Annotated in this window: 23 protein-coding genes; 20 read left to right on the top strand and 3 right to left on the bottom strand. The window is 68.5% G+C overall.

The window, feature by feature from the left end; genetic code table 11:
- The first annotated feature begins 54 nt into the window (after positions 1 to 54).
- The 4 genes from PTQ19_RS14850 to PTQ19_RS14835 are packed head-to-tail and all read left to right on the top strand — an operon-like array spanning position 55 to position 4,207.
- A complete protein-coding gene (locus tag PTQ19_RS14850; RefSeq protein ID WP_274369089.1) occupies positions 55 to 1,032 on the top strand; it encodes a permease in 978 nt (325 codons plus the stop codon).
- Positions 1,025 to 1,822, top strand: a complete 798-nt coding sequence (locus tag PTQ19_RS14845; protein WP_274367904.1) for a TIGR03943 family putative permease subunit — start codon at positions 1,025 to 1,027, stop codon at positions 1,820 to 1,822. The genes PTQ19_RS14850 and PTQ19_RS14845 overlap by 8 nt, the downstream gene beginning before the upstream one ends.
- On the top strand, positions 1,812 to 3,500 hold the full coding sequence (locus PTQ19_RS14840; RefSeq protein ID WP_274367903.1) for a hypothetical protein: 1,689 nt from the start codon (positions 1,812 to 1,814) through the stop codon (positions 3,498 to 3,500). Before PTQ19_RS14845 ends, PTQ19_RS14840 begins: the two co-directional genes overlap by 11 nt.
- A 29-nt stretch (positions 3,501 to 3,529) precedes the next feature.
- A complete protein-coding gene (locus tag PTQ19_RS14835; protein ID WP_274367902.1) occupies positions 3,530 to 4,207 on the top strand; it encodes a DNA-3-methyladenine glycosylase in 678 nt (225 codons plus the stop codon).
- Positions 4,208 to 4,229: 22 nt separating this feature from the next.
- On the opposite strand, the gene PTQ19_RS14830 is transcribed toward PTQ19_RS14835, so the two are convergent.
- Both PTQ19_RS14830 and PTQ19_RS14825 read right to left on the bottom strand, forming a co-directional pair.
- Entirely contained in the window at positions 4,230 to 5,234 is a 1,005-nt protein-coding gene (locus PTQ19_RS14830) for a LacI family DNA-binding transcriptional regulator (RefSeq protein ID WP_274367901.1), read from the bottom strand.
- Complete coding sequence (locus PTQ19_RS14825; RefSeq protein ID WP_274367900.1) at positions 5,227 to 6,429, bottom strand: Gfo/Idh/MocA family protein; 1,203 nt, start codon at positions 6,427 to 6,429, stop codon at positions 5,227 to 5,229. Before PTQ19_RS14825 ends, PTQ19_RS14830 begins: the two co-directional genes overlap by 8 nt.
- Positions 6,430 to 6,734: 305 nt before the next feature.
- Between PTQ19_RS14825 and rpmB the strand changes: the two genes are divergently transcribed.
- The 5 genes from rpmB to PTQ19_RS14800 all read left to right on the top strand — a co-directional run bounded on the left by rpmB (position 6,735) and on the right by PTQ19_RS14800 (position 10,149).
- A complete protein-coding gene (rpmB, locus tag PTQ19_RS14820; RefSeq protein ID WP_179409668.1) occupies positions 6,735 to 6,971 on the top strand; it encodes a 50S ribosomal protein L28 in 237 nt (78 codons plus the stop codon).
- Positions 6,971 to 7,141 (top strand): 50S ribosomal protein L33, encoded by a 171-nt coding sequence (gene rpmG, locus PTQ19_RS14815; RefSeq protein ID WP_046014935.1) that lies wholly within the window; start codon positions 6,971 to 6,973, stop codon positions 7,139 to 7,141. The genes rpmB and rpmG overlap by 1 nt, the downstream gene beginning before the upstream one ends.
- A gap of 3 nt (positions 7,142 to 7,144) precedes the next feature.
- Complete coding sequence (gene rpsN / locus PTQ19_RS14810) at positions 7,145 to 7,450, top strand: 30S ribosomal protein S14 (RefSeq protein WP_179409669.1); 306 nt, start codon at positions 7,145 to 7,147, stop codon at positions 7,448 to 7,450.
- A gap of 304 nt (positions 7,451 to 7,754) precedes the next feature.
- Positions 7,755 to 8,042, top strand: coding sequence for an HU family DNA-binding protein (locus PTQ19_RS14805; protein ID WP_087129650.1), 288 nt, complete (start codon positions 7,755 to 7,757; stop codon positions 8,040 to 8,042).
- 175 nt (positions 8,043 to 8,217) lie between these two features.
- Positions 8,218 to 10,149, top strand: a complete 1,932-nt coding sequence (locus tag PTQ19_RS14800) for a cytochrome c oxidase assembly protein (protein WP_274369088.1) — start codon at positions 8,218 to 8,220, stop codon at positions 10,147 to 10,149.
- 7 nt (positions 10,150 to 10,156) lie between these two features.
- On the opposite strand, the gene PTQ19_RS14795 is transcribed toward PTQ19_RS14800, so the two are convergent.
- Positions 10,157 to 11,221 (bottom strand): hypothetical protein, encoded by a 1,065-nt coding sequence (locus PTQ19_RS14795; protein WP_274367899.1) that lies wholly within the window; start codon positions 11,219 to 11,221, stop codon positions 10,157 to 10,159.
- Positions 11,222 to 11,296: 75 nt separating this feature from the next.
- Here PTQ19_RS14795 and PTQ19_RS14790 point away from each other — a divergent pair, with 75 nt between their 5' ends.
- The 11 genes from PTQ19_RS14790 to PTQ19_RS14740 all read left to right on the top strand — a co-directional run bounded on the left by PTQ19_RS14790 (position 11,297) and on the right by PTQ19_RS14740 (position 23,282).
- Positions 11,297 to 12,676: an ATP-dependent DNA helicase gene (locus tag PTQ19_RS14790; RefSeq protein WP_274367898.1), complete on the top strand. Its 1,380-nt coding sequence runs from the start codon at positions 11,297 to 11,299 to the stop codon at positions 12,674 to 12,676.
- A 76-nt stretch (positions 12,677 to 12,752) separates the two neighbouring features.
- On the top strand, positions 12,753 to 14,039 hold the full coding sequence (locus tag PTQ19_RS14785; RefSeq protein WP_274367897.1) for a serine hydrolase domain-containing protein: 1,287 nt from the start codon (positions 12,753 to 12,755) through the stop codon (positions 14,037 to 14,039).
- Entirely contained in the window at positions 14,036 to 14,965 is a 930-nt protein-coding gene (locus tag PTQ19_RS14780; protein WP_274367896.1) for an EamA family transporter, read from the top strand. The genes PTQ19_RS14785 and PTQ19_RS14780 overlap by 4 nt, the downstream gene beginning before the upstream one ends.
- A 12-nt stretch (positions 14,966 to 14,977) precedes the next feature.
- Positions 14,978 to 15,568, top strand: a complete 591-nt coding sequence (locus PTQ19_RS14775; RefSeq protein WP_274367895.1) for a hypothetical protein — start codon at positions 14,978 to 14,980, stop codon at positions 15,566 to 15,568.
- Between the two features lie 95 nt (positions 15,569 to 15,663).
- On the top strand, positions 15,664 to 16,257 hold the full coding sequence (locus PTQ19_RS14770; RefSeq protein WP_274367894.1) for a copper resistance CopC family protein: 594 nt from the start codon (positions 15,664 to 15,666) through the stop codon (positions 16,255 to 16,257).
- 74 nt (positions 16,258 to 16,331) lie between these two features.
- The gene (locus PTQ19_RS14765; protein WP_274367893.1) at positions 16,332 to 17,495 is read left to right on the top strand and encodes a MalY/PatB family protein; all 1,164 of its coding nucleotides are present in this window, start codon (positions 16,332 to 16,334) and stop codon (positions 17,493 to 17,495) included.
- Positions 17,496 to 17,668: 173 nt separating this feature from the next.
- Entirely contained in the window at positions 17,669 to 18,394 is a 726-nt protein-coding gene (locus PTQ19_RS14760) for a sirohydrochlorin chelatase (protein ID WP_274367892.1), read from the top strand.
- Positions 18,395 to 18,548: 154 nt separating this feature from the next.
- Positions 18,549 to 20,294, top strand: a complete 1,746-nt coding sequence (locus PTQ19_RS14755; protein ID WP_274367891.1) for a nitrite/sulfite reductase — start codon at positions 18,549 to 18,551, stop codon at positions 20,292 to 20,294.
- Entirely contained in the window at positions 20,291 to 21,034 is a 744-nt protein-coding gene (locus PTQ19_RS14750; protein WP_274367890.1) for a phosphoadenylyl-sulfate reductase, read from the top strand. Before PTQ19_RS14755 ends, PTQ19_RS14750 begins: the two co-directional genes overlap by 4 nt.
- Complete coding sequence (cysD, locus tag PTQ19_RS14745; protein WP_274367889.1) at positions 21,031 to 21,981, top strand: sulfate adenylyltransferase subunit CysD; 951 nt, start codon at positions 21,031 to 21,033, stop codon at positions 21,979 to 21,981. Before PTQ19_RS14750 ends, cysD begins: the two co-directional genes overlap by 4 nt.
- Positions 21,981 to 23,282, top strand: a complete 1,302-nt coding sequence (locus tag PTQ19_RS14740) for a sulfate adenylyltransferase subunit 1 (RefSeq protein WP_274367888.1) — start codon at positions 21,981 to 21,983, stop codon at positions 23,280 to 23,282. The genes cysD and PTQ19_RS14740 overlap by 1 nt, the downstream gene beginning before the upstream one ends.
- Positions 23,283 to 23,287 lie beyond the last annotated feature (5 nt).

Raw genomic sequence — 23,287 nt, 5'->3', positions numbered from 1 at the left:
ACTGCCGAGCGCACGCCGCGCAGTCACGCGCACACGCATGCGCACCGGCGCAGCGTGCCCACCGGCAAGGCCATCGCGATCGGTCTGGCCATCGTTGCGGCGCTCGTGATCATCGACGTGTTCGTGCCGACGCTGTTCCCGACCGCGCTGCCGGATCGTGCACAGGACGGACTGACGCTCAGCATCAGCGTGCTGATCGAGGCGCTGCCGTGGGTGATGCTCGGCGTCGTGCTGTCGATCGTCGTGCAGGTGTGGATGCCGGCTGATGTGCTGCAGCGCTGGCTGCCGCGCAACGCCTGGGCACGCCGGGCCGTGCTGTCACTGCTGGGCATGTTCATCCCGGTCTGCGAGTGCGGCAACGTGCCCTTCGCCCGCGGCCTGATGATGCGCGGCCTCGCCCCGTCCGAGGCGCTGACGTTCCTGATCGCCGCGCCGATCGTCAACCCGATCGTCATCCTCACCACGCACGCCGCGTTCGGGTGGGATGACGGCATTCTGGTGGCGCGTCTGGTCGGCGGATACCTGATCGCCAATCTGATCGGCTGGATCTTCAGCCGCCACCGTGACCCGCAGGCGATGCTGACCGCGCGGTTCGTCGACACCTGCGAGCAGGTGGCGCACGAACCTGGTTCGCCCGTGCGCCGCAGTCTTGTGCAGTTCTTGGTCGAGTTGCGGGCGGTCATGCCGGCGCTGGTGATCGGTTCGGCCCTGGCGGGCGCTGTGCAGGTGCTGGTGCCGCGCGATGTGCTGCTGGCGATCGGTTCCAACCCCGTGCTGTCGATCCTCGCGATGGTGGCGTTGGCGATGACGGTCGCGATCTGCTCGAACGTCGACGCGTTCTTCGCCCTGTCGTTCGCCTCGACCTTCTCGGCCGGTGCGCTGATCGCGTTCCTGATCGTCGGCCCACTGGTCGATGTGAAGATGATCGCGCTGCTGCGCACCACCTACACGACCCGCGTGATCGCGGGCGTGGTCGGTGTGGTGATCCTCGCCGCCTGCGCGATCGGCATCGGGGTGAACGTCTTTGGCTGAGCACACCGACACCGACCGCCCTTCGACGGCGCACGCCCTGGCCACCCGGTGGTTGGGGGCGGGGCTGGCGAGCGTGATGTCGGTGATCACCCTCGGACTGGCCGCGACCGGGCGGCTCACGCTGTACATCAGCCCCGAGACGGTCTGGTTCGCCAGTGCTGCCGCCGTGGTGACGCTGGTGCTGGCGGTCTGGTCGTGCACGCTGCCGCTGGGCGCCGAGGGCGATCATGACCACGACCACACGACTCCGGCCGGAACTTCGGATGCCCGGGCATCCCGCCGCCGCACGATGCAGACCGTCGCCGTGGTGAGCGGCGGAGCGATTGCATCCGCTGTCGTCGTCGCGGCGCTGGTGCTGCCGCCGGCGTCGCTCTCGGCCGCGCTGGCCGTCTCGCGCGCCGGCGAGACGCCGACGCTGTTCGCCGGCGCCGACGACGTCACGCTCGGTATCGCCGACACGACGACGTTCGGCGTGGGGGAGTGGTCGACGGCGTTCGCGACGTCGACGCGCCCCGAGAACTACGACGGTTCCCCCGTCACGCTGGTCGGATTCGTCACGCCGAACTCCGAGGGCGACGTGAACCTGACGCGCATGGTGATCTCGCACTGCGTGATCGATGCGCAGCCCGCCTCGGTGCCCGTCAGCGGCCCCGGCCTGACCGAGACGTACGAGACCGGTCAGTGGATCGAGGTCAGCGGCACGGTGCGCGCCGATGCTGACGGCACCCTGCGCATCGAACCGGTCGAGGTCACGAAGATCGATGAGCCGAAGGATCCGTATGAGTACTGACGGATCCGACGGCGTCCCGCTCACGCGCGCGCAGTTGCGCGCGCAGCGCGCCGCCGAGGAGGCCGCCACCACATCAGACGCGTCGAGTGCGTCGGATGCTGTCGCGCCGGCACCATCGGATGCTGCCCAGCGCTCCGTGGCCGAGCCTGACGTGGCGGATGCTACCGCGCAGCCCGAGCCCGAGCCGGTCGACGCAGGCACCGCCGCGCAGATTCCGTTCCCGTCTGGTCCGGTACCCAGCATCCCGGCGATCCCCGACCCCGTGCTCGAGCCGGCGCCCGCGCACGAGAACGAGCATCGCGGCGCCGCGGCGCCCGGCAACCGGCGCTTTCTTCTCGCCCTGTGGTCGGTGCTCGGCATCCTCGCTCTTGTCGTCGCCGGGCTCGGCGTCGTCAGCATCACGCAGGGGCCGCGTCTCAGCCAGGTGCAGGTCGACCCGATGCAGGCGATCGAGTCGCCGGGCAGCCGTGTCATTCTCACCGCCAACCAGAGCCTCGACCCGATCGATCCCGAGCAGGTGACTGTCGAACCGGCCGTACCGTTCACCGTCGACGCGAACGGCCGCAGCATCGGAGTGCGCTTCGCCGTGCCGCTCGATGACGACACCCAGTACCGCGTGTCGGTGGCGGGCGTCACCGCCATCGGCGGAGGCCCGTCCAGTGAGCTTGAGACGACGTTCACGACGCCCGCCTCGCAGCTGTTCCTGCTGCAGCGCACGGCCGATGAAGACACCATCTTCGCCACCGACATCGCCGGTGAGGCGACGCCCGTGTTCACGCACCCGCGCATCGGTGACTACCGGGCCACCTCGAGCCTCCTGGTCGTCGCCGTCGAAGAGCAGCAGGGCTCGCGCCTGATCGCCATGAATCGCGACGGCTCCGACCAACGCGACCTGGAGATGCCCGGCGACGGATACGTGTCGTCGGTGCAGGTGTCGGACCGCGGTGGTCTGGTCGGCTACAGCTACTCGGACCTGGAGCTCACCGAGACTTCCGGACGCGCCAGCGTGCTCGTCACCCAGCCGCTCAACGGCAGCGGAGAGCCGCGCATCGTGCAGATCGACGACGCCGACGCGAGCATCGCCGAATGGCAGTTCGTGCCCGACTCATCGTCGCTTCTGTTCATCGACTTCAACGGGGCGCTGAGCCTGGAAGACCCCACCACCGACGCGGGTGTGCAATCGCTGGGCGTCGCCGCCAGCATCCTGGGCACCACCCGCACCACCTACACCGCGATCGTCGAACGCGCCGATGCCTCCATCGTCGAGCTCAACCTCACCGACGGCAGCGCGGCGCCGTTGACCGAATCCGACCCCGACTACGGCCCGCCCACAGCGATCGAGACGTTCCCCGGCGGAACCCTGCGCTACGTCGTGCAGCGCGACGAGAGCGGCATGCCCACCGGACAGGCCGTCGTGAAGGTCGACGACGACGGAACAGCAATCGTCGTCGCAGAGGTCAGCGGAACGGATGCCATCGTGCAGGTCTGCGCATCACCGAGCGGCCAGTACGCCGCGGTCGTGGTCGCGCCCGATCTGCCGACCAACGACTACGACGACATGCTGTTGCCGCTGCCGACGACCCTGCACACGCAGCTGCTCGACCTGCGCGGCGATGAGCAGCTGCCGACGCTCAGCGGCTTCGACATCTCGTGGTGCCGTTCCGCCCCGCAGTGGTGAGTACGCCAACGCCGGCCCCGGAACGCGCGGTGCGACCGCACGACCTCCTGGGGCTGCCGGTCGACGTCGCGCCCCGCTTTCTGGGTGCTCGGCTGCACACCGTGGTCGACGGCGTCAGCATCCGCCTGCGCATCACCGAGGTCGAGGCGTACCACGGTCTCGGGACGGGTCCCGTGCCCGACCCCGGGTCGCACGCCCGGATGGGGCCGACCGCGCGCAACGCGACCATGTGGGGTCCCCCGGGGCACCTCTACGTGTACCTGAGCCACGGCATCCACTCGTGCGTCAACGTCGTCTGTGGGCCGGAGGGCACCGCGGGCGGTGTGCTGTTGCGTGCGGGTGAGGTGATCGAGGGGGCGGATGCTGCCGCCCGGCGCCGCGGTGTTACAGGTCCGCTCACCGCCGGCTCTCGGCGCGATCTGGCGCGCGGACCCGGCCGGCTCGGGCAGGCCGTCGGGCTGCGCCACGCGCTGCACGACGGGATCGACTTCGCGACGGGCGCGGAGCTCAACGGGGCGCGCGCCGGCCTCTTCTGGGGCGAGGCGCCCGTCGAGGTGTCCGCCGGACCGCGGGTCGGCGTGGCGGGTCTGGGTGGCACCCGGGCCTACCCGTGGCGGTTCTGGATTGCCGGTGACCCGACGGTGTCGGCGTTCCGCTGGGGGCGCGGCGCCTTCGAAGCCTCGGCGGGTCTGCCGGGCGATCCGTGAACACGGGCTCTCGTCGGATCGGTCAGCGAACCGTCGGGCATCCGCAGGATTCGCGCACCCGCAGCTCGGTACCGAACTCCACGAAGCGCGGCGTCGTGTCAGGCTCGACGAGCGCGGCGATCGCCGCGTCGGCCATCGCCTCGAGGGGCTGCACCACGGTCGTCATACGGGGCCAGACGTAATCGACTGCGCTCGTGCCGTCGAAGGAGACGAGCGCGACGTCCTCGGGAACACGCACCCCGGCTTCGCGCATCGCGGTCAGCAGGCCGAGCGCGATCTGGTCCGAGGCCGCGAGGATTCCGCGCGGGAGCGCGCCGTCGCGCAGCAGCTTCTGGCCGGCGTCGTACCCGCCTTCGTACGAGAACGTCGTGTGCAGCAGCGGGCCGGGCGAGAGCTGCGCCGCCGTGAGGGCTTCTCGCCAGCCCCGTTCGCGGCCATCGTGCCGTGACACACTGCCGACGAAGGCGATGTCGCGGTAGCCGTGGCCGATCAGATGCTCGACGCCCTGACGGGCACCCGAGACGAAGTCGACGCCGATGCCCGACATGCCGTCGATGTCACCGAACTGACCGATCATCACGCTGGGAATGCCCAGGTTCTCGACCAACGCCTGTTCGCTGGCGGTGAGGATGTTCGCAATGACCAGGCCGCTGATCTGCCGCGACGCCAGATCGCGGATCTGATCGGAGGTCGAGGTCTGCGTGCGATCGCTGTTGACGATCAGCAGTTGACGCGAGCGTGCGGCGCTGGCCCGGTCGAGAGCGTGCCAGAGGGCCGTGAAGAACGGATTGCCATTGTCGGAGACGAGTAGACCCAGCATGTCGGCTTGCCCCTTCGACAGCGCTCGTGCCGCGAGGTTGGGGCGGTAGCCCAGTACGCGCACCGCGTCGAGTACGCGCTCCTTGGTCAGCGGAGCGACCGCCTTCGGGCCGTCGTTGAGCACGTAGCTCACGACGGCGGTGCTCACGCCGGCATAGCGGGCGACATCGGCGCGGGTGACCGGGCGGGGCCGTGGATCGTCAGACACGAGGATCGCCGAAGTCGGGGATGATGAGACGCTCGCCGCCGCGTCGCGCGGACTCGTGCGCGATGACACCGGGAAGCGTGAAGCGCGCCGCTTGCCACGCATTGACCGGTGGCAGGGTCTGCTCGTTCACAGCGCGCACGAAGTCGTCGACGAGGAAGTGATGGCTTCCCTCGTGCCCGTTGGGCAGCGATCCCAGCTCGGTCGGGATGCGACCGCGATCCGCTTCATGGATCTCAGCGTAGCCCGATACGAACGCTTCCCGCAGCGCCGGCGCGATCCGGGCAAGAGCGGCGTCGTCCGTCGACAAGGACGAACGGGTGTCGATCAGATGCGAGATGTCTTCGACGCCCGTGCGGTTCTGCCAGACGGTGGTCGTCGCGAGCTGTTCGAAAGAGCCCTCGGTGCCGAACCACCGGAATCGGGATTCGCGCAGATGCGACGGATAGCCGACGCGCCGGAACTCGTTGACGCGCATCGAGCCGCCGGCGGCGAGCTCGAACAGTGCGGTCGCGTTCGAGAAGTCGTTGTCGAACTGGCTGACCGCACGATCGAACACGCCGTCGCCGCGCTGGTCGACGACACCGATCGCCGAGACCGCCGTGGCGTGGGTCGGCCAGGCGCCGAGCACGCCGCCGATCGAATGGGTGGGGTACAACAGCGGGGGATAGCTGGCCGTGCTCTTCCAGTCCGCGCCGCCCGAGTACTGGTAGGCCTCGTAGAACCCGAGGTCCATGTCGTGCACATAGTCGCCTTCGCCGTAGAACAGGCGGCCGAACTCGCCGCTTGCGAGCTTCTGGCGCGCGAACACGGTCGCCGGGTTGTAGTAGCTGGTCTCGCCCATCATGTAGGTGAGCCCGGTCTCGCGCACGGCTTCGATGATCGCGGCGATCTCGTCAGTGCTGATCGCCATCGGCACCGCCGAGTACACGTGCTTGCCGGCGCGCAGCGCCTTGACGACCAGAGGGCCGTGCGTCCAGCGCTGCGTGAAGATCGCGACGGCATCCACCGGAGACGCGAGCATCTCGTCGAAGGTGTCGAAGGTGCCGTCCAGTCCGGCCGAGTGCACCAAATCTGCGGCGCGGGAGGAGACCACATCGGTCACATGCACCGCGGATACGCCGGGGTGATGGTGGAACAGTGTCGCGAATTGACCGGCGAACTGACCCGCGCCGACGAGTCCTACGGTGAACGCCATGGCTGGCAGTCTTGCATTCGTGATCTACGGGTGTCAACTGGAAAAGGGATCCCGGAACCTTGCCCCTCAGTAGGGTTCCGGGACCCCTGTGTACCCCAGTGGTCTACGCGGGTAGAGTAGCACGAATCCCGCGAGTGTGCACTCATTCGAGGCGGGGCGATGCATATGAAGTGCTGTGCCCGTGCTAGACTGACTCTTTGTCTGCGCGCTCTCCTGTGCGCAGTTCGCATCGCGTGAGAGCGCGATGCCGACAAGGGATCTTGGGTGAGGCCGTCCGGCCTCACGGTATTGAAGGAGTCACCACTATGGCAGCAGTGTGCCAGGTGACCGGTGCTGTTCCCGGCTTCGGTCACAACATCTCGCACTCGCACCGCCGGACGAAGCGTCGCTTCGACCCGAACGTGCAGAAGAAGACCTACTACGTGCCGTCGCTCGGTCGTAAGGTCACCCTGAACGTGTCCGCCAAGGGCATCAAGGTGATCGACGCTCGCGGCATCGAGAAGGTCGTCGCGGACCTCCAGGCGAAGGGTGTGAAGCTCTAATGGCCAAGAAGGCACAGGACGTTCGTCCGATCATCAAGCTCCGCTCGACGGCGGGCACCGGTTACACCTACGTGACCAAGAAGAACCGTCGCAACACCCCGGACCGCCTCGTGCTGAAGAAGTACGACCCCGTGGTTCGCAAGCACGTCGAATTCCGAGAGGAGCGTTGATCCATGGCTAAGAAGAGCAAGATCGCTCGCAACGAGCAGCGCAAGGTCATCGTCGAGCGCTACGCAGAGCGTCGCGCCGAGCTGAAGAAGACCCTCGTCGACCCGAACGCCACCGACGAGGCCCGCGAGGCCGCACGCGTCGGCCTGCAGAAGCTGCCGCGCAACGCGTCGCCGGTTCGGGTTCGTTCGCGTGACGCCATCGACGGCCGCCCCCGTGGTGTGCTCACGAAGTTCGGCATCTCGCGTGTCCGCTTCCGTGACATGGCTCACCGTGGCGAGCTGCCCGGTATCACCAAGTCGAGCTGGTAAGTCTCACTCGAAAGGGGCGAGGATCTTCGGATCCTCGCCCCTTTTGCATGCCCGCGTGATCTCTGGGTCTTGGCACATCGCTCCGGGAGAACCCGCGGCGCGAAGCAGTGCGCGCGTGGCGCAGCACCCCGAAACTGTGACGGATGTGACCAAAGTGGCCCGACGCGCCGGGAAAACACTCCGAAACCCGCGAAATGACGCGGGATTCCCGGCATCCGTTGATACATTCGAGGCGGTCGATCTGACCGACGGGGGGAATCCCGAAACCAACAGACTGCGACGTATCTCGTCGCTGGAGGATGACATGGCTGACAAGTCCATCACCAAGACCGAGCTCGTCGCGAGCATCGCTTCGGCCACCGGCGAGAGCCAGGCCACCGTTTCTCGCGTGCTCGACTCGCTCTTCGGCACCGTCTCCGACGCCGTTGCCAAGGGCAGCAAGGTCTCGATCCCGGGCTGGATCTCGTTCGAGCAGGTCGACACCGCCGCTCGCACCGGCCGCAACCCGCAGACCGGCGCCGAGATCAAGATCCCGGCTGGCAAGCGCGTCAAGGTGACCGCTGGCTCCAAGCTGAAGGCAGCCGTCAAGTAAGACTGCTCCTGCGAAGAGAGGCCGTCCTTCGGGGCGGCCTCTCTTCGTCTTCAGGGGAGCTGCCCGGCGTCGAACGCTCAGCCCGAGCGCCTAGGCTGGAACAGTGAATTCGTACCGTCTCGCAGGCCTCGTCGTTCTTGTGGCCAGCGCGGCAGCCGGGCTCATCGCCGCCCTCATGGTCGGCGGGGGAGCCGTGCCCCCCAAGCTGCTCGATCCCGGCCCCATCGTGATGTGGGGTCTTCCCGTTGCCAAGCTCATCGCCAACCTCGGCGCGGCAGCCATGCTGGGCTCTCTCGTGCTGGCGCTGTTCGGTCTGCGCAGCGGCTCACGGCCGTTCGACCTCGCGCTCGATACGGCCTCCATCGGCGCCGCGATCTTCACCGTCGCCTCGGGTATCACGGCATTCCTGACCTTCATGGCGGCGTTCAACCCGAAGCTCACGGCCGAGAACTCGTTCGGTGAACAGTTCGGTCGTTTCCTGCTCGAGCTCCCACTCGGCCAGGCCTGGTTGATCACCACCCTGATGGGCGCGGTGATAACTCTTCTGCTCTTCGGCTGGCGCAGTTGGACGGGCACGCTGCTCACCGCCGTGCTCGCTGCAGCCGCGTTCCTGCCCATGGCCACCCAGGGGCACTCCGGCGACGTCGAGGGCCACGCCGTCGCGGTCAACTCGATCCTGCTGCACACCGTGGGTGCCGCCGTGTGGGTGGGCGGTGTGATCCTGCTGGTGCTGCTGCGCGGCCTGGACGGTCGCGCCCGATCGGATGCTGATCGCATCGACCTGCCGGTGCTCGTCGCGCGGTACTCGTCGCTGGCCATCGCCGCGTTCGTCGTTGTGGCGGTCTCGGGCATCGCGCGCACGGTCGTCGCGCTGGGCGAGTGGAGCGAACTGCTCTCGCCGTATGGTCTGATCGTCATCGGCAAGACGGTGCTGCTGGTGGGTCTTGGCCTGTTCGGCGCCTGGTATCGGCGCAAGCTCATCCCGCACCTGAAGGGCCAGCGCGAACGGCGCGCTTTCTGGACCCTCATCGTCGGTGAGATCGCACTGATGGGGGCGGCGTCCGGCGCCGCCGCAGCCCTGGCACGCACGCCTCCGCCGCTCGGCGAGGAGGCGCCCGCCGTGCAGACTCCGGCCGAACGCCTCACCCGCTCGCCGCTGCCGCCCGAGCTCGACATCACCCAGTGGCTGACAGCATCCGATTGGGACATCCTGTGGCTCATCGCCGCGGGGTTCGGTGTGTTCTTCTACGTCGCGGGCCTGCTGCGTCTGCGCCGCCGCGGCGACACATGGCCCGTGCAGCGCACGATCTTCTGGATGGCGGGCCTGGCATCGCTGGTGTGGGTCACCTGCGGACCGATCAACGCCTACCAGGAGTATCTGTTCAGCGTGCACATGCTCGGGCACATGCTGCTGGGCATGGGCATCCCGCTGCTGCTGGTGCTCGGCGCTCCCGTCACCCTGGCGCTGCGAGCGATCAAGAAGCGCAACGACGGTACCCGCGGCGGGCGTGAGTGGATCCTGTGGGCCGTGCACTCGCCGTACTCGAAGTTCATCACACACCCGTTCGTCGCCGCGGCGGTGTTCGTGCTGTCGCTGTGGGCGTTCTACTTCACCGACCTCGTGCGCTGGGCGATGTACGACCACCTGGGCCACGAGTGGATGATCATTCACTTCATGATCTCGGGCTACCTGTTCGTGCTGACCCTGATCGGCGTCGACCCGATCCCGTACCGTCTGCCGTACGCCGGCCGCCTGATCACCCTGATCGCGGTCATGGCGATGCACGCGTTTTTCGGGTTGGCGATGATGATGCAGGAAGGCCTGATGGTCGCCGAGTGGTTCGGTTCGATGGGCCGCACCTGGGGGCCGACACCGATGGAGGATCAGTACATCGGTGGCGGTATCGCGTGGTCGGTGGGTGAGATCCCGACGCTCATCCTGGCCGTCACGGTCGCGATCCAGTGGTCGCGATCGGATGCCCGATTGCAGCGTCAACGCGACCGCCACGCCGACCGCACCGGTGAGGCCGAGCTCGAGGAGTACAACGCGCAGCTGGCGCAGCTCGCCGAGCGCGACCAGCGTGCGGCATCCCGCGACGTGCGCTGAGCTCGGGTCAGCCGCTGGGCGACCCGACGCGGATCGACAGCGATCCGTCGGCCAGTACGACGACCGTGCCGCTGATCTGGAACGGCACGTCCTCTGAGAGGGCGCGCACTGATCCGTCGTACAGCGACTGGATGTCGACATCGATGTGTGCGACGGCGTCGGCTGCCGGGATCGCCCAGTGTGCGCCGTCGGGTACGACCGACACCTCGGGCTGCGCGACGATCGACCAGTCGGGTGTGGAGCCCGGGGCGAGTCGGTTCTGCACTTCGAGACCGAACGGACAAGACGTGGGCTGCAGCACCTCTTGCTCGGCGCACGTCAGGAGAAACTGCTCGACCTGCTGCTGTGCGACTTCGATGAACTTGGGGGTGGCTTGTGCCTGCACGGTGACAGGGGTGCGGGCCGCGGCGGTATCGGCGAGCACGCTGACACCGGGAGTCGCAGCGACGGCTGTGTCGACCGACACGGAGTACAGGCCGGGGGTGAGCACGAGCATGTGCAGCGGAGCCAGCGGATCGGCTTCCTCTCCCGGGTCGATGATCTGACGGCGGTCGATGGCGAACCCGTTGACGGTGAACGCATCGGAGCCGCGCAGGTTCAGTTCGATCTCGGCGAGCGGGCTGCGGTCGAACCGCCAGTTGGGGGCGACGCCCAGCCAGCCGTCCTGTACGACGGTGAACGTCGACGTTCCGTCGATGCCACCGGCCTCATAGGCCACACGCACCCGGTGTTCGCCGTCCTCCTCGCTGTGCGCGATCACCTCGATGTCGCTCAGCGGAGCGAGCGCGGCCTGCCGGAGCAGCGCCTCGGATGAGGTACCTTGCAGCCCTGACTCTTGCAGCACGGCCAGATCGACGGCGACTCCGGGAAGCAGCAGCGCGTCGGCCACGCGTCCTGAGGCGAGTAGGTCGAGGTAGTGGCTCACAAACGCCGCGGGGCTGTAGAACTGCTTGTACAAGGACATGCCGCCAGCGGTGATCGCTGCCAGTAGCAGTGCTCCGACGATGCCGAGAAGCGTGAGGTCGGCACGCAGGCGCGCTCGCGCGCCAGATACCGTCCGCCCCTGCATCATGGCGGACAGTCTAGGGAATACGTGCTGTGATCATGCCCAACGCGGTGCTGGCTGTGGGCGAACTAGCATGGGTGGGTGTCCGCCCCAGCCCTCTCTGATGAGCAGCAGCAGCTGTTCCGTCTGATCGAGGACACCGATGAGCATGTGTTCGTCACGGGACGCGCCGGCACGGGTAAGTCGACACTGCTTCAGCACTTCGCGTCGAACACGAAGAAGCAGATCGCGATCTGCGCGCCGACTGGCGTCGCGGCGCTGAACGTCGAGGGTCAGACGATCCACTCGTTGTTCCGACTGCCGATCGGTCTGATCGCCGAGAGCGAGATCGAGCAGAGCGATACGACCCGGCGCATCCTCAACACCATCGAGACGCTCGTGATCGACGAGATCTCGATGGTCAATGCCGATCTGATGGATGCCATCGACCGGTCATTGCGGCAGGCGCGGGGCAAGCGCGGGATACCGTTCGGCGGCGTGCAGGTGGTCATGTTCGGCGATCCGTACCAGCTGGCGCCGGTGCCGCCGCGGGGCGACGAGCTGCGCTACATCCAGGATCACTACCGCTCGTTCTGGTTCTTCGACGCGAAGGTATGGACCGGTGGCGCGGCTGCCGCCGGCGGAATGCTCGACCTCGGTACTCACGGTGCGAAACTGCACGTGCACGAGCTGGTGCACATCCACCGGCAGTCCGATGACGGGTTCAAGGCCATGTTGAACGCGGTGCGCTATGGGCGGGTGACCGCCGAGATCGCCGGTGCGTTGAACACCGCCGGCGCGCGCACCCCGCCCGATCCCGAGCCGGGTGAGGTGCCGATCATTACGCTCGCCACCCGCAACGACATCGTCAACGGCATCAACAAGCGTCATCTGGCGGCTCTGTCCGGCCGCGAGCAGACCGCGCACGCCGAGGTCAGCGGTGACTTCGGCCGGGGGGAGTCGAACTATCCGGCGGATGCCGAGTTGAAGCTGAAGGTGGGCGCGCAGGTGATGTTCCTGCGCAACGACACCGCCATGCAGGGTGAGCCGCCGCGGTGGGTCAACGGCTCGATCGGCACGGTCACCCGCATCCTCGGCGGGACAGTGCGGGTCGATGTCGATGGTGAGGAGTTCGATGTCGAGCCCGCGGTCTGGGAGCGTTTCCGATACGCCTACAACCCGGGCACGAAGACGCTCACTCGCGAGGTGGCGGCCGAGTTCACGCAGTTCCCGTTGCGGCTGGCGTGGGCGGTGACGATCCACAAGTCGCAGGGCAAGACGTACGACCGCGCGGTGGTCGATCTGGGGTCGGGCGCGTTCGCGCCCGGACAGACGTATGTCGCGCTCTCGCGCCTGACGGCGCTCGACGGACTGTACTTGTCGCGACCGCTGCGTCCCCGCGACATCCGTGTCGACGAGGACGTGCGGCGGTTCATGCGCGAGGCCTGGGAGGCGCGTCAGGCGGCCAAGACGCAGGAATGACGGATGCCAACGCTGGCGGGCTCTCAGGTATCGGCCTCTAGACTCGGAGGGTTCCCGTCCGAGACCAGAGGTTCCCATGCTGCTTCGTTCGTCGCGCCGCGCCCGCGCCCTCGTCGGTGGCGCCCTGGCGCTCGCCTTGGTCCTGACCGGATGCTCGGCATCGACGCCCGAGTTCACGTACACCCCGCCCGAGCAGGTGGATGCGCCGCTGCCCGATGATGTCACCGCGCAGCTGCAGTCGGCCGTCGAGAATGCGATGACCGCGAGCGGTTCGACCGGCGCGATCGTCGGCGTGTGGGTGCCGTGGAGCGGCCAGTGGGTCGCCGGTCTCGGCACCCAGAGTGGCGACGACAGCGCCGAGGTCACCGCCGACATGTCGTTCCGCATCGCGGATACGACGCGTCTGATGACCTGCGATGTGCTGTACGGCATGGCCGACGCGGGCGAGATCGAGCTCGATGCACCGGTGACCAAGCACGTCTCGGGCGTCGCCGACCTCTCGGACGTCACCCTGCTCGACTTGTGCAACGGTACGAGCGGCGTGGGATCCTCCGAGGGCATCGCGAAGCCGTACTGGCTCAAGACTCCCGACCGCGAGTGGGCACCATTGCGTCTGGCCAGCTACGGTCTCGGCGTCGCGCGTGGTCCCGTGCACACCACCTACCGCGACTCCGACGCCGGCTATCTGCTGCTCGGTCTCGCTCTCGAGCGCGTCTCGGGCAAGACCGCCACCGAGCTGATCTCCGAGTACGTCACGACGCCATTGGGCCTGGCATCCACGTCGCTGCCGGCACCGGCATCCGCTGTTCCCGCCCCCTCTCCCGCGCTCAAGGGCAACTATCTGCCGCCCGCCGAAGGCGGCGGCTACGACTGTGCAGCTCCCATCGACATCACCCAGAGCTCGTCCAGCATCGGTTTCACCGACTCGGGCGTCACCTCGACGATCACCGACCTCGGCCGCTACGTGCAGGCCACCGCCCGGCAGGCGCTGCGCGACGAGGGCGCCGAGCCCGCGCGCTTCGGGCAGCCGCTTCCGACGTCGTCGAGCGCACCGTCGTGGTACCAGGCCACTGGCGGCGGCATGCTGGTGGGCTCGATGGTGGGCCAGCACGGCTGGGTGCCCGGGTATGCCACATCGGCCTACTCCGACCCCGCCACGGGATTCACCGTGGCCGTCACGCTGAACAATTCGTCGGCGGGCGGGTCGACGGCCGCATATCTGGCCTGGCAGCTCGCCGCGATCGCCTCGAAGTCTCCGGCGGCGTCCGGCCAGACGGCTCCTGAGTTCGGTCTGCCGTTCACGGCTGAGCAGTACGGTCAGACGATCGCCGACGGGGCGATCTGCGCCGCACCGCAGGAGTGACCGGGTTCGGCTCCAGCGCACGGCCATCCGGGGGAGTCACCGCCGTCGGGCTCGTCGCGATCGGGCTCCTGTGCCAGGAGGTCGGCGCTTCGGTCGCCGTGCTGCTGTTCCCGCAGACCGGCCCGCTGGGCATGGTGCTGCTGCGGTTGGTGTTCACCGCGCTGATCCTGCTGCTGATCGCTCGCCCGTCGCTTCGGGGGCACTCCGCGAGCGCGTGGCGTTCGGTGCTGCTGTTCGGCGGCGTGCTGGCGCTGATGAACAGCATGTTCTACCTGGCGCTGAACGAACTGCCGCTGGGCGTCACCGTGACGATCGAGGTGCTCGGACCGCTGACCCTTGCGGTGGTCGTCGCCCGCACCCGCGCGGCATGGCTCTGGGCGGGCCTGGCCGGCATCGGCGTGCTCGCGCTGGGCGGCGGCGGGTGGGATCGCCTCACGGTGACGGGTGTGCTCTTCGCGCTCGGCGCCGCGGCAAGCTGGGCCGGGTACATCCTCGCTTCGGCACGGGTCGGGCGCGAGTTTCAGGGGCTGGACGGACTGGCGCTGGCGATGGTGTTCGGCGCGCTGCTCTCGCTGCCGTTCGGTATCGCCGATGCGGGGTCGGCGCTGCTGCGCGTCGAACTGATCGCCCTGGGGGCGGCGGTGGCCCTGCTCAGCTCGACCATTCCGTACGCCCTCGAACTGATCGCGCTACGTCGGCTGAGTCCGGCGGTGTTCGGCGTGCTGATGAGTCTGGGGCCGGCGATCGCGAGCCTCGCCGGGTTCGTACTGCTCGGGCAGCATCTGTCGCCGTTGGAACTGATCGGCATCGCACTGGTCATCCTCGCGAGTGCGGGTGCGATGGGGGTGGGGCGGCCTCGTCCCGGCAGCTCGGCCCCGGGTGGGGGAGAGCCTCCGCCGACCACCGGGATCATACCGACGGCGTGAAAGGATGGCAGGGTGCGTCCCTCTCGTAGAATCCCGCTGTTGCGCGGATTCGTGGGCGCCACCGTCGCAACATTTGTCGCACTGCTCTCGCACGTCGGCGTGGGTGGCGACCTGCCGGGAGCGCTCGGCATCGCCGTGCCGTGGATGCTGTCGCTGATGATCAGCACGCTGCTGGCCGGCCGCCGACTGTCGGTAACCCGGCTCAGCATCGCGGTCGCCCTCTCGCAGGCGCTGTTCCATGTGCTGTTCGTGCTGGGCAGCATCACCCCGCGGGGCGGGCTCGCCCCGCATGTGCACGGCACCGCGGTGATCACGCTCGAGAGCGGAGCGGTGCTCCTGCCCGACGGTGCCGGCATGTGGCTGGCCCATGTGATCGCCGCTGCGGTGACCGTGCTGGCGTTGCACCGGGGAGAGCGCATCGTCCGGGCGCTCGCGTCCGTGGCATCCGATGTTGCGCTGTGGGTGCGCCGAGCCGTGCGCGTCGTCGTCCTCGCGCGACCACTCGAACTGGGCGGGCAGCGCTGGAGCGTCGCCGCTGGCACGTTGCCGCGCGACCCGCACCGGGCGGTTCTGCGTCGCCGCGGCCCGCCGCTCTGCGTCTGATCTGACACCTGCGCGACACCGTCGCGCGATGTGGGCATTCGAACGCCCGCACAGATGCAGACGCCGCGCCCGCGGCATCCGAAGAGAGGTTTTTCATGTTCCGTATCCGCACCGTTCTCGCCACCGCCGCGGTGGCCGTCCTCGCCGGGCTGGGCGTCGCTGCGCCGGCATCCGCACACGACACGATCGTGTCGAGCTCGCCGGGCGCCGACGAGCAGCTCAGCGCCGCCCCCGAAGAGGTGGTGCTCGTCTTCTCGAACGAGCTGCTCTCGCTCGACGGCAACACCGGCACGGCGATGATCGTCGAAGACGAGTCGGGCAAGGACTGGGTCGCCGGCGAGCCGGTGGTCGAGGCCGACACCGTCGCCGTTCCCCTGGAGCCGGGAATGACCGATGGCACCTACCTGGTCACCTGGAAGGTCGTCTCGAGCGACGGGCATCCGACGTCGGGCGACTACTCGTTCTCGATCGCGGGGGTGGCCCCCACCGAGGCGCCGGCGACCGAGACGGCCGAGCCCGAGCCGACCGAGTCGGCGACGGCGGTGACCACGCAGGCCGAGGTCACCGATGAGGCCGAGGTGCCCGCCGATGACGAGTCGGCGCCGTGGCCGCTGCTGATCGGCCTCGGGGTCGTGCTGCTCGCCGCTGTCGTGACCTTCATCGTGATCCTGGCGCGCAAGAAGCGCTGAGCCGGACGCGCGGTCCGCGGCGGAGTGTTTCGTGGCCGGCGCGCGACAGGCGCCGGTCACGGCAGAATGGGGTCATGAGTTTCGACGCCATCACCGAGGACGATCTGCGCCAGGTCGGCAGCGTGAAGTGGACCCGCTTTCCCGACACGATCGGCATGTTCATCGCCGAGATGGACTTCGGGGTCGCGCCGGCCATCACCGGGGCCGTCTGCGATGCGATGACCGAGGGGTTCACCGGATACCTGTCGCAGCCCACGGCCGAGGCCCTGAAGGCGGCGACGGCCCGCTGGCACGCCGAGCACTATGGCTGGGATGTGCCGGTCGACGATGTGCGTCTGGTGGCTGATGTGCTGGTCGCGTACGAGTTCGCGATCACGACGTACACGTCGCCCGGTGCCGCGGTCATCGTGCCCACGCCGGCGTACATGCCGTTCCTCAGCGTGCCGCTGCGGCACGGGCGCCGGGTCATCGAGGTGCCCAGCGTCGAAGTCGACGGTCGTTGGACGATGGACCTGGATGCTGTCGCGCAGGCGTTCGACGACGGCGGCGAGCTGCTGGTGCTGTGCAACCCGCACAACCCGCTGGGTACCGTCGCGACGCGCGACGAGTTGCTCGCGATCGCGAAGACGGTGTCGGATGCCGGTGGCCATGTGTTCTCGGATGAGATCCACGCGCCGCTCGTGTACGCGCCGGCGCAGCACATCCCGTACGCGTCGGTGTCGGATACGTCCGCTGAGCACACGATCACGGCAACCTCGGCGTCGAAGGCATGGAACCTGGCGGGCTTCAAGTGCGCGCAGCTGATCCTGTCGAATGACGCCAGCCGGGCCGCGTGGGATGCCGACGGCGGATGGGCCGGTCACGGCACGGCGACGATCGGCGTGATCGCCCAGCTCGCGGCGTACACGGCCGGCGAGGAGTGGCTGCACGAGGTCACCGACTACCTCGATGGCAACCGCCGTGAACTGGCGGCTCTGGTGGCTGAGCACCTGCCCGGTGTGCGGGTGACGATGCCTGAGGGCACGTACATCGCGCTGCTCGACTTCCGCGAGACGGGGCTGACCGGTGACCTCGGCGAGTGGTTCCGTGAGCACGCGGGGGTCTCGATGACCGACGGCGCCGCCTGCGGCGAGGCCGGCGTCGGATACACGCGCTTCGTGTTCGCCACGCCCCGGCCGATCATGCGCGAGGCCGTGCTGCGGATCGCCCGGGCTCTGGAGTCGCGCGCGGCGGCGTGAGGGGTGCTTGCGTGTTGCGCTTCGCGCTTTCGTGCGTGCATGCACGAGAACAGGCTCGTTCGTGAGAACAGGCTGATTCTGCGGAAATGGGCCTGTTGCGGGTAACGAGCCTGTTCTCGGTGACGCAGACCACCGTCGCACCCGCATCACCGCGCCCGCACTAGTGTGTGGGGATGCCCTCACCCGCACTGCTCGCCGTCTCGCACGGCACCTCGGACGCCGCCGGCGCCGCCGACGTGCATGCGCTCGTCGAGGCCGTGCGTGCTGCCGCACCGCATCTGACCGTGCATGAGGCGTTCGTCGACGTGCAGCAGCCCGACGTCGCCAGTGCGCTCGAGGCGATCGACGGGCCTGTCGTGGTCGTGCCGTTGCTGCTGTCGAGCGGGTTCCATGTCTTCCACGACCTGCACGGTGCGGTCGCGCATCGATCGGATGCCGTCGTGGCCGATCCGCTCGGACCCGACCCGCGACTGGCCGAGGTGCTCATGCGCCGGCTCCCGACGGCAAGGCCGACGGCGCGTCCGGCGGACTCACCCGGAAGGGTGCCGGAAACACCGGTCGTGCTCGCTGTTGCGGGGTCGCGCGACGAGCGCTCCGCCGTCGACGCCGAGGGAATGGCCGAGCAGTTCGGGGCTCTGCTCGGCCGGCCTGTGCATCTCGGGTACCTGGCCGCCCGCGAACCCGAACTCGGCGAACTGCTGGCGGAGCATCCGGATGCCGTCGTGGCGACCTATCTGCTCGCTCGCGGGTACTTCTTCGACCTTGCTGTGCGCCGTGCGCACGGGCATCCGATCGCTCTTCCGTTACTCGACGGCGGGCGGCCGCCTGCCGAGCTCACCGCTCTCGTGCTGGAGCGTTCCAGAGCGGCGGCCGCACAGCTCAACCGCGCGCACGAATAGCACGCGCCGTAGCTCGTGTGTGGTTCGTTGCGCTGCGTGACCGGGCGTGACGATTCTTGACGTCATAAGTCGGTCAAGGGTTTTCAGACACCGTCCGAATATCTAGGTTTCCTCTCGTGGCGACACTCGCCGCATCCGGTACGAGAGCGAGATCATGACTGTCGAACAGCAGGCCCCCGTTCGCGGCGCACGAACGCGTACGGCACGCACCCCGTCGAAGCCTCACGGGCAGTGGGCCGTCGACGGCACCACGCCGCTCAACGCCAATGAGGAGTTCAAGCTCGCCGACGGCGGCCTGAACGTGCGCGAGCGCATCGAGACCATTTACGCCAAGGGTGGGTTCGCCTCGATTGACCCGACCGATCTGCACGGCCGATTCCGCTGGTGGGGCCTGTACACCCAGCGGAAACCCGGTATCGACGGCGGGCGCACCGCTCAGCTGGAACCGCACGAGCTCGAGGATGAGTACTTCATGCTTCGGGTGCGCATCGACGGCGGCCAGCTCACCACCGAGCAGCTGCGGGTGATCGCGGGCATCTCGACCGAGTTCGGGCGCGACATCGCCGACATCACCGACCGGCAGAACGTGCAGCTGCACTGGATCCGCATCGAGGACGTGCCCGAGATCTGGCGCCGCCTCGAGGCGGTCGGACTGCACACCACCGAGGCATGCGGCGATGTGCCACGCACCTTCCTCGGCTCAGCGGTCGCCGGGATTGCCGAGGACGAGCTGATCGACCCGACCCCGCAACTGCGCGAGATCATCGAGCGGTACATCGGCGACCCGTCATACGCGAACCTGCCGCGCAAGTACAAGACCGCCATCACCGGGCATCCGAGCCTCGACGTCGTGCACGAGATCAACGACTGCTCGTTCGTGGCCGTCGAGCACCCCGAACTGGGGGTCGGCTACGACCTGTGGGTGGGTGGCGCGCTCGCCACCGTGCCGCGGCTGGGTGAGCGGCTGGGCGCCTTCGTGACACCCGACCGCGTCGCCGAGGTGTGGGAGGGCGTCACCGCTGTCTTCCGCGACTACGGCTACCGCCGGCTGCGTAACAAGGCCCGCATGAAGTTTCTGCTTGCCGACTGGGGCGCCGAGAAGCTGCGCGAAGTGCTCGAGGCCGAGTATCTCAGCGAACCGCTGCCCGACGGCCCGGCACCCGCCGACCCGGTCGGCTCACACGATCACGTCGGAGTGCACCGGCAGAAGGACGGCAGGTTCTACATCGGCGCCGCCACCACCGTCGGGCGTCTCTCCGGCACCACCCTGACCCGCTTGGCCGACCTCGCCGAGGCCAACGGCTCCACTCGCATCCGCCCCACGGTGTTCCAGAAGATCCTGATCCTCGACATCCCCGAAGACCGCGTGCAGAACGTCATCGCCGGACTCGACGACCTGGGGCTGCCGTCGCGTCCCAGCCTGTTCCGCCGTGGCACGATGGCCTGCACGGGCATTGAGTTCTGCAAGCTCGCGATCGTCGAGACCAAGGTCAACGCGGCGAACGCGATCGAGCAGCTCGAAGAACGTCTCGGCGCCCTCGAACCCGAGATCGGGCAGACCATCACCCTGCACGTGAACGGATGCCCGAACTCGTGCGCCCGCATCCAGACCGCCGACATCGGTCTGAAGGGGCAGCTGGTGACGATCGACGGTCAGCAGGTGCCCGGCTACCAGGTGCACCTCGGCGGGGGACTGGCCACCGAGGGGCGTCCGGAGGCCGGGCTGGGGCGCACCGTGCGCGGGCTGAAGGTGCCCGCTGATGGCATCGCCGACTACGCCGAGCGCGTCATCCGCCGCTACCTCGCCGACCGCGACTCGGGCGAGACCTTTGCGCACTGGGCGCATAGGGCTGACGAGGAGGCTCTCCGGGGAGAGCCCGACGAAGGCGGCGCGTCGTGAGCGTCAGTCTCGCGCCCCGGCTGCAGACCAAGCGAACCCGCGACGAGCTCGCGGCGCTCGCCGCGCAGGGGGATGCCGAGTTGGGAAGCCTGACGGACGGCGAAGCGTCGGCGACCGAGGTCGTCGCGTGGGTCGCGCGCCACTTCGGGGCGGATGCTGCCGCCGTGGCCTGCTCGATGGCGGATGCGGCACTGCCGCACCTCGTGGCCGAACAAGTGCCCGGCGTGGACGTGCTCTTTCTGAACACCGGCTATCACTTCACCGAGACCCACGCGACCCGCGATGAGGTCGCCCGGACGCTCGATGTACGCGTCGTGGACGTGACACCCGAGCAGACCGTCGCCGAGCAGGACGAGGCGTTCGGTGCCCGTCTGTTCGAGCGCGATGCGGCCTTGTGCTGCGCTCGCCGCAAGGTGGCGCCACTGAAGGCGGCGCTCGGCGGGTACGAGGTGTGGTTCACGGGCGTGCGCCGCGATGAGGCGCCCACCCGCACGAACACGCCGCTGGTGACGTTCGACGAGCGCAACGGCCTGGTCAAGGTGAACCCCATCGCGGCGTGGAGCCTCGACCAGGTGCTCGCCTACGCCGCCGAGCACCGTGCCCCGGTGAACCTCCTGACCGACTTCGGTTACCCGTCGATCGGATGCCAGCCGTGCACCAGACCGGTCGCGCCCGGCGAAGACCCCCGTTCCGGCCGCTGGGCCGGCCAGGCGAAGACAGAATGCGGACTGCACACATGAGTACCATCACCTTCCGGTCGTTGAGCGCCCAGCGAAGCGACGAGACGAAACGCCCCATTCAGGGCACCCTCGACACGCTCGAGGCCGAGGCCATCCACATCATCCGTGAGGTAGTCGCCGAGTTCGAGCGTCCCGTGTTGCTGTTCTCGGGCGGCAAAGACTCGGTGCTGGTGCTGCACCTGGCCACCAGGGCGTTCGCGCCCGGGCGGGTGCCGTTCCCGGTGCTGCACGTCGACACCGGGCACAACTTTCCCGAGGTGCTGGCGTTCCGCGATGAGACGGTCGCCCGTTTCGGTCTGACACTCGAGGTCGCACGAGTACAGGACTACATCGACGACGGCCGCCTGGCCGAGCGCCCTGATGGCACCCGCAATCCGTTGCAGACGCAGCCGCTGCTCGACGCGATCGCCGCGGGCCGGCACGACGCCGTCTTCGGCGGAGCCCGCCGCGACGAAGACAAGGCCCGCGCCAAGGAACGCATCATCTCGTTGCGAGACGAGTTCGGGCAGTGGGATCCGCGCAATCAGCGCCCCGAGCTGTGGAGCCTGTACAACGGCCGCCACCTGCCCGGCCAGCACGTGCGGGCGTTCCCGATCTCGAACTGGACCGAGCTCGACGTGTGGAGCTACATCGAGCGCGAGGGCATTCCGCTGCCACCCCTGTACTTCGCGCACGAGCGCGACGTGTTCCGCCGGGACGGCATGTGGCGTGGGGTGGGCGAGTTCTCGCAGCCGCTCCCCGACGAGCAGGTCGAGCGCCGCACCGTGCGCTACCGAACCGTCGGCGACATGAGCTGCACCGGGGCGGTGGAGTCGGATGCTGCCGACACCGCGTCCGTGGTGGTCGAGGTTGCCCGCTCGACCCTCACCGAGCGCGGCGCGACGCGCGCCGACGACCGGATCAGCGAGGCCGCCATGGAAGACCGCAAGAAGAACGGATACTTCTGATGACCACCGACACCACCGGTAGCGGACTGTTCCGCTTCGCCACGGCCGGGTCGGTCGACGACGGGAAATCGACCCTGGTCGGTCGCCTGCTGCACGACGCGAAGGCGATCCTCGCCGATCAGCTCGAGCAGGTCGCCGCAACGTCCCGCCAGCGCGGCTTTGCTCACGGCGACTTCGATTTCGCGCTGCTCACCGATGGACTGCGGGCCGAGCGCGAGCAGGGCATCACGATCGACGTCGCCTACCGCTACTTCTCGACGGGCAGGCGCAGCTTCATCCTGGCCGATTGCCCCGGTCACGTGCAGTACACCCGCAACATGGTCACCGGGTCGGCCACCGCCGACGCCGTGGTCGTGCTGGTCGACGCGCGCAAGGGCGTGGTCGAGCAGACCCGCCGGCATCTGGCCGTCGTGTCGCTGCTGCGCGTGCCGCACGTGATCATCGCCGTGAACAAGATCGACCTGATCGGCTTCGACGAAGACCGCTTCAGCGAGATCGAGCTTGAGGCTGAGCGGGTCGCCGAGCAGCTGGGGCTGCGGGGCATCCATGTGCTCCCTGTCTCGGCGCTGGAGGGCGACAACATCGTCGATCGCTCGGAGCGCACCCATTGGTACGACGGCGTCACCCTGCTGCAGCTGCTCGAGACGCTGCCGAGCACGGCGGATGCCGAGCACCGGGCATCCGCGTTCCGTCTTCCGGTGCAGTTGGTGCTGCGCCCGCAGGGCGGGCTGCGTCCCGACATCGATGACCCCGAGCGGTACCGCGACTTTCGTGGCTTCGCCGGGCGCATCTCGTCGGGTGAGGTGCGCGTCGGTGACCGTGTCGAGGTGTTCCCCGGCGGGCATGAGACGACCGTCACGAGCATCCTCTCCGCGGGCGTCGAGGTCGACGCCGCCACCGCGCCCGAGTCGGTCGCGGTGACGCTCGCGGATGAGGTGGATGCTGCGCGCGGGGCGCTCATCTCAGCCGCAGGCACCGTGCCGTCGGGCAATCGCGAAGCCATCGTCGAGCTGTTCCAGCTCGACTCGCGCGCCGTCAGCGTCGGGGCGAAGGTACTCGTCAAACACGGCACCGCTACCGTGCAGGCGCTGGTAGCCGAGGTGATCGACCGGCGTGACCTCGAGACGCTGGCGCATCTTGAGGCCGAATCGATCGCGGTGAACGAGATCGGGCGGGTGCGGCTGCGCTTCGCCGCCGAGCTGCCGCTCGAGCCGTATGCCATCGATCGCTCGAACGGCTCGCTCGTGCTGATCCACCCCGGCGATGGTGCGACGCTCGCCGCCGCGACCGTCGTGGACTGAACCGA

The organism is Microbacterium esteraromaticum (genome assembly GCF_028747645.1).
Lineage (GTDB): Bacteria > Actinomycetota > Actinomycetes > Actinomycetales > Microbacteriaceae > Microbacterium > Microbacterium esteraromaticum_C.
This window is presented reverse-complemented; position numbering and strand designations above follow the sequence as displayed.

What these genes read in the sequence shown, in the direction of transcription:
- PTQ19_RS14770 (WP_274367894.1), top strand. Translation starts at nt 15,664, where the DNA reads ATGTTCCGTATCCGCACCGTTCTCGCCACCGCCGCGGTGGCCGTCCTC.
- rpmG (WP_046014935.1), top strand. Translation starts at nt 6,971, where the DNA reads ATGGCCAAGAAGGCACAGGACGTTCGTCCGATCATCAAGCTCCGCTCG.
- cysD (WP_274367889.1), top strand. Translation starts at nt 21,031, where the DNA reads ATGAGTACCATCACCTTCCGGTCGTTGAGCGCCCAGCGAAGCGACGAG.
- PTQ19_RS14805 (WP_087129650.1), top strand. Translation starts at nt 7,755, where the DNA reads ATGGCTGACAAGTCCATCACCAAGACCGAGCTCGTCGCGAGCATCGCT.
- PTQ19_RS14755 (WP_274367891.1), top strand. Translation starts at nt 18,549, where the DNA reads ATGACTGTCGAACAGCAGGCCCCCGTTCGCGGCGCACGAACGCGTACG.
- rpmB (WP_179409668.1), top strand. Translation starts at nt 6,735, where the DNA reads ATGGCAGCAGTGTGCCAGGTGACCGGTGCTGTTCCCGGCTTCGGTCAC.
- PTQ19_RS14785 (WP_274367897.1), top strand. Translation starts at nt 12,753, where the DNA reads ATGCTGCTTCGTTCGTCGCGCCGCGCCCGCGCCCTCGTCGGTGGCGCC.
- PTQ19_RS14800 (WP_274369088.1), top strand. Translation starts at nt 8,218, where the DNA reads ATGGTCGGCGGGGGAGCCGTGCCCCCCAAGCTGCTCGATCCCGGCCCC.
- PTQ19_RS14825 (WP_274367900.1), bottom strand. Translation starts at nt 6,429, where the DNA reads ATGGCGTTCACCGTAGGACTCGTCGGCGCGGGTCAGTTCGCCGGTCAA.
- PTQ19_RS14760 (WP_274367892.1), top strand. Translation starts at nt 17,669, where the DNA reads ATGCCCTCACCCGCACTGCTCGCCGTCTCGCACGGCACCTCGGACGCC.
- rpsN (WP_179409669.1), top strand. Translation starts at nt 7,145, where the DNA reads ATGGCTAAGAAGAGCAAGATCGCTCGCAACGAGCAGCGCAAGGTCATC.
- PTQ19_RS14740 (WP_274367888.1), top strand. Translation starts at nt 21,981, where the DNA reads ATGACCACCGACACCACCGGTAGCGGACTGTTCCGCTTCGCCACGGCC.
- PTQ19_RS14840 (WP_274367903.1), top strand. Translation starts at nt 1,812, where the DNA reads ATGAGTACTGACGGATCCGACGGCGTCCCGCTCACGCGCGCGCAGTTG.
- PTQ19_RS14765 (WP_274367893.1), top strand. Translation starts at nt 16,332, where the DNA reads ATGAGTTTCGACGCCATCACCGAGGACGATCTGCGCCAGGTCGGCAGC.
- PTQ19_RS14795 (WP_274367899.1), bottom strand. Translation starts at nt 11,221, where the DNA reads ATGATGCAGGGGCGGACGGTATCTGGCGCGCGAGCGCGCCTGCGTGCC.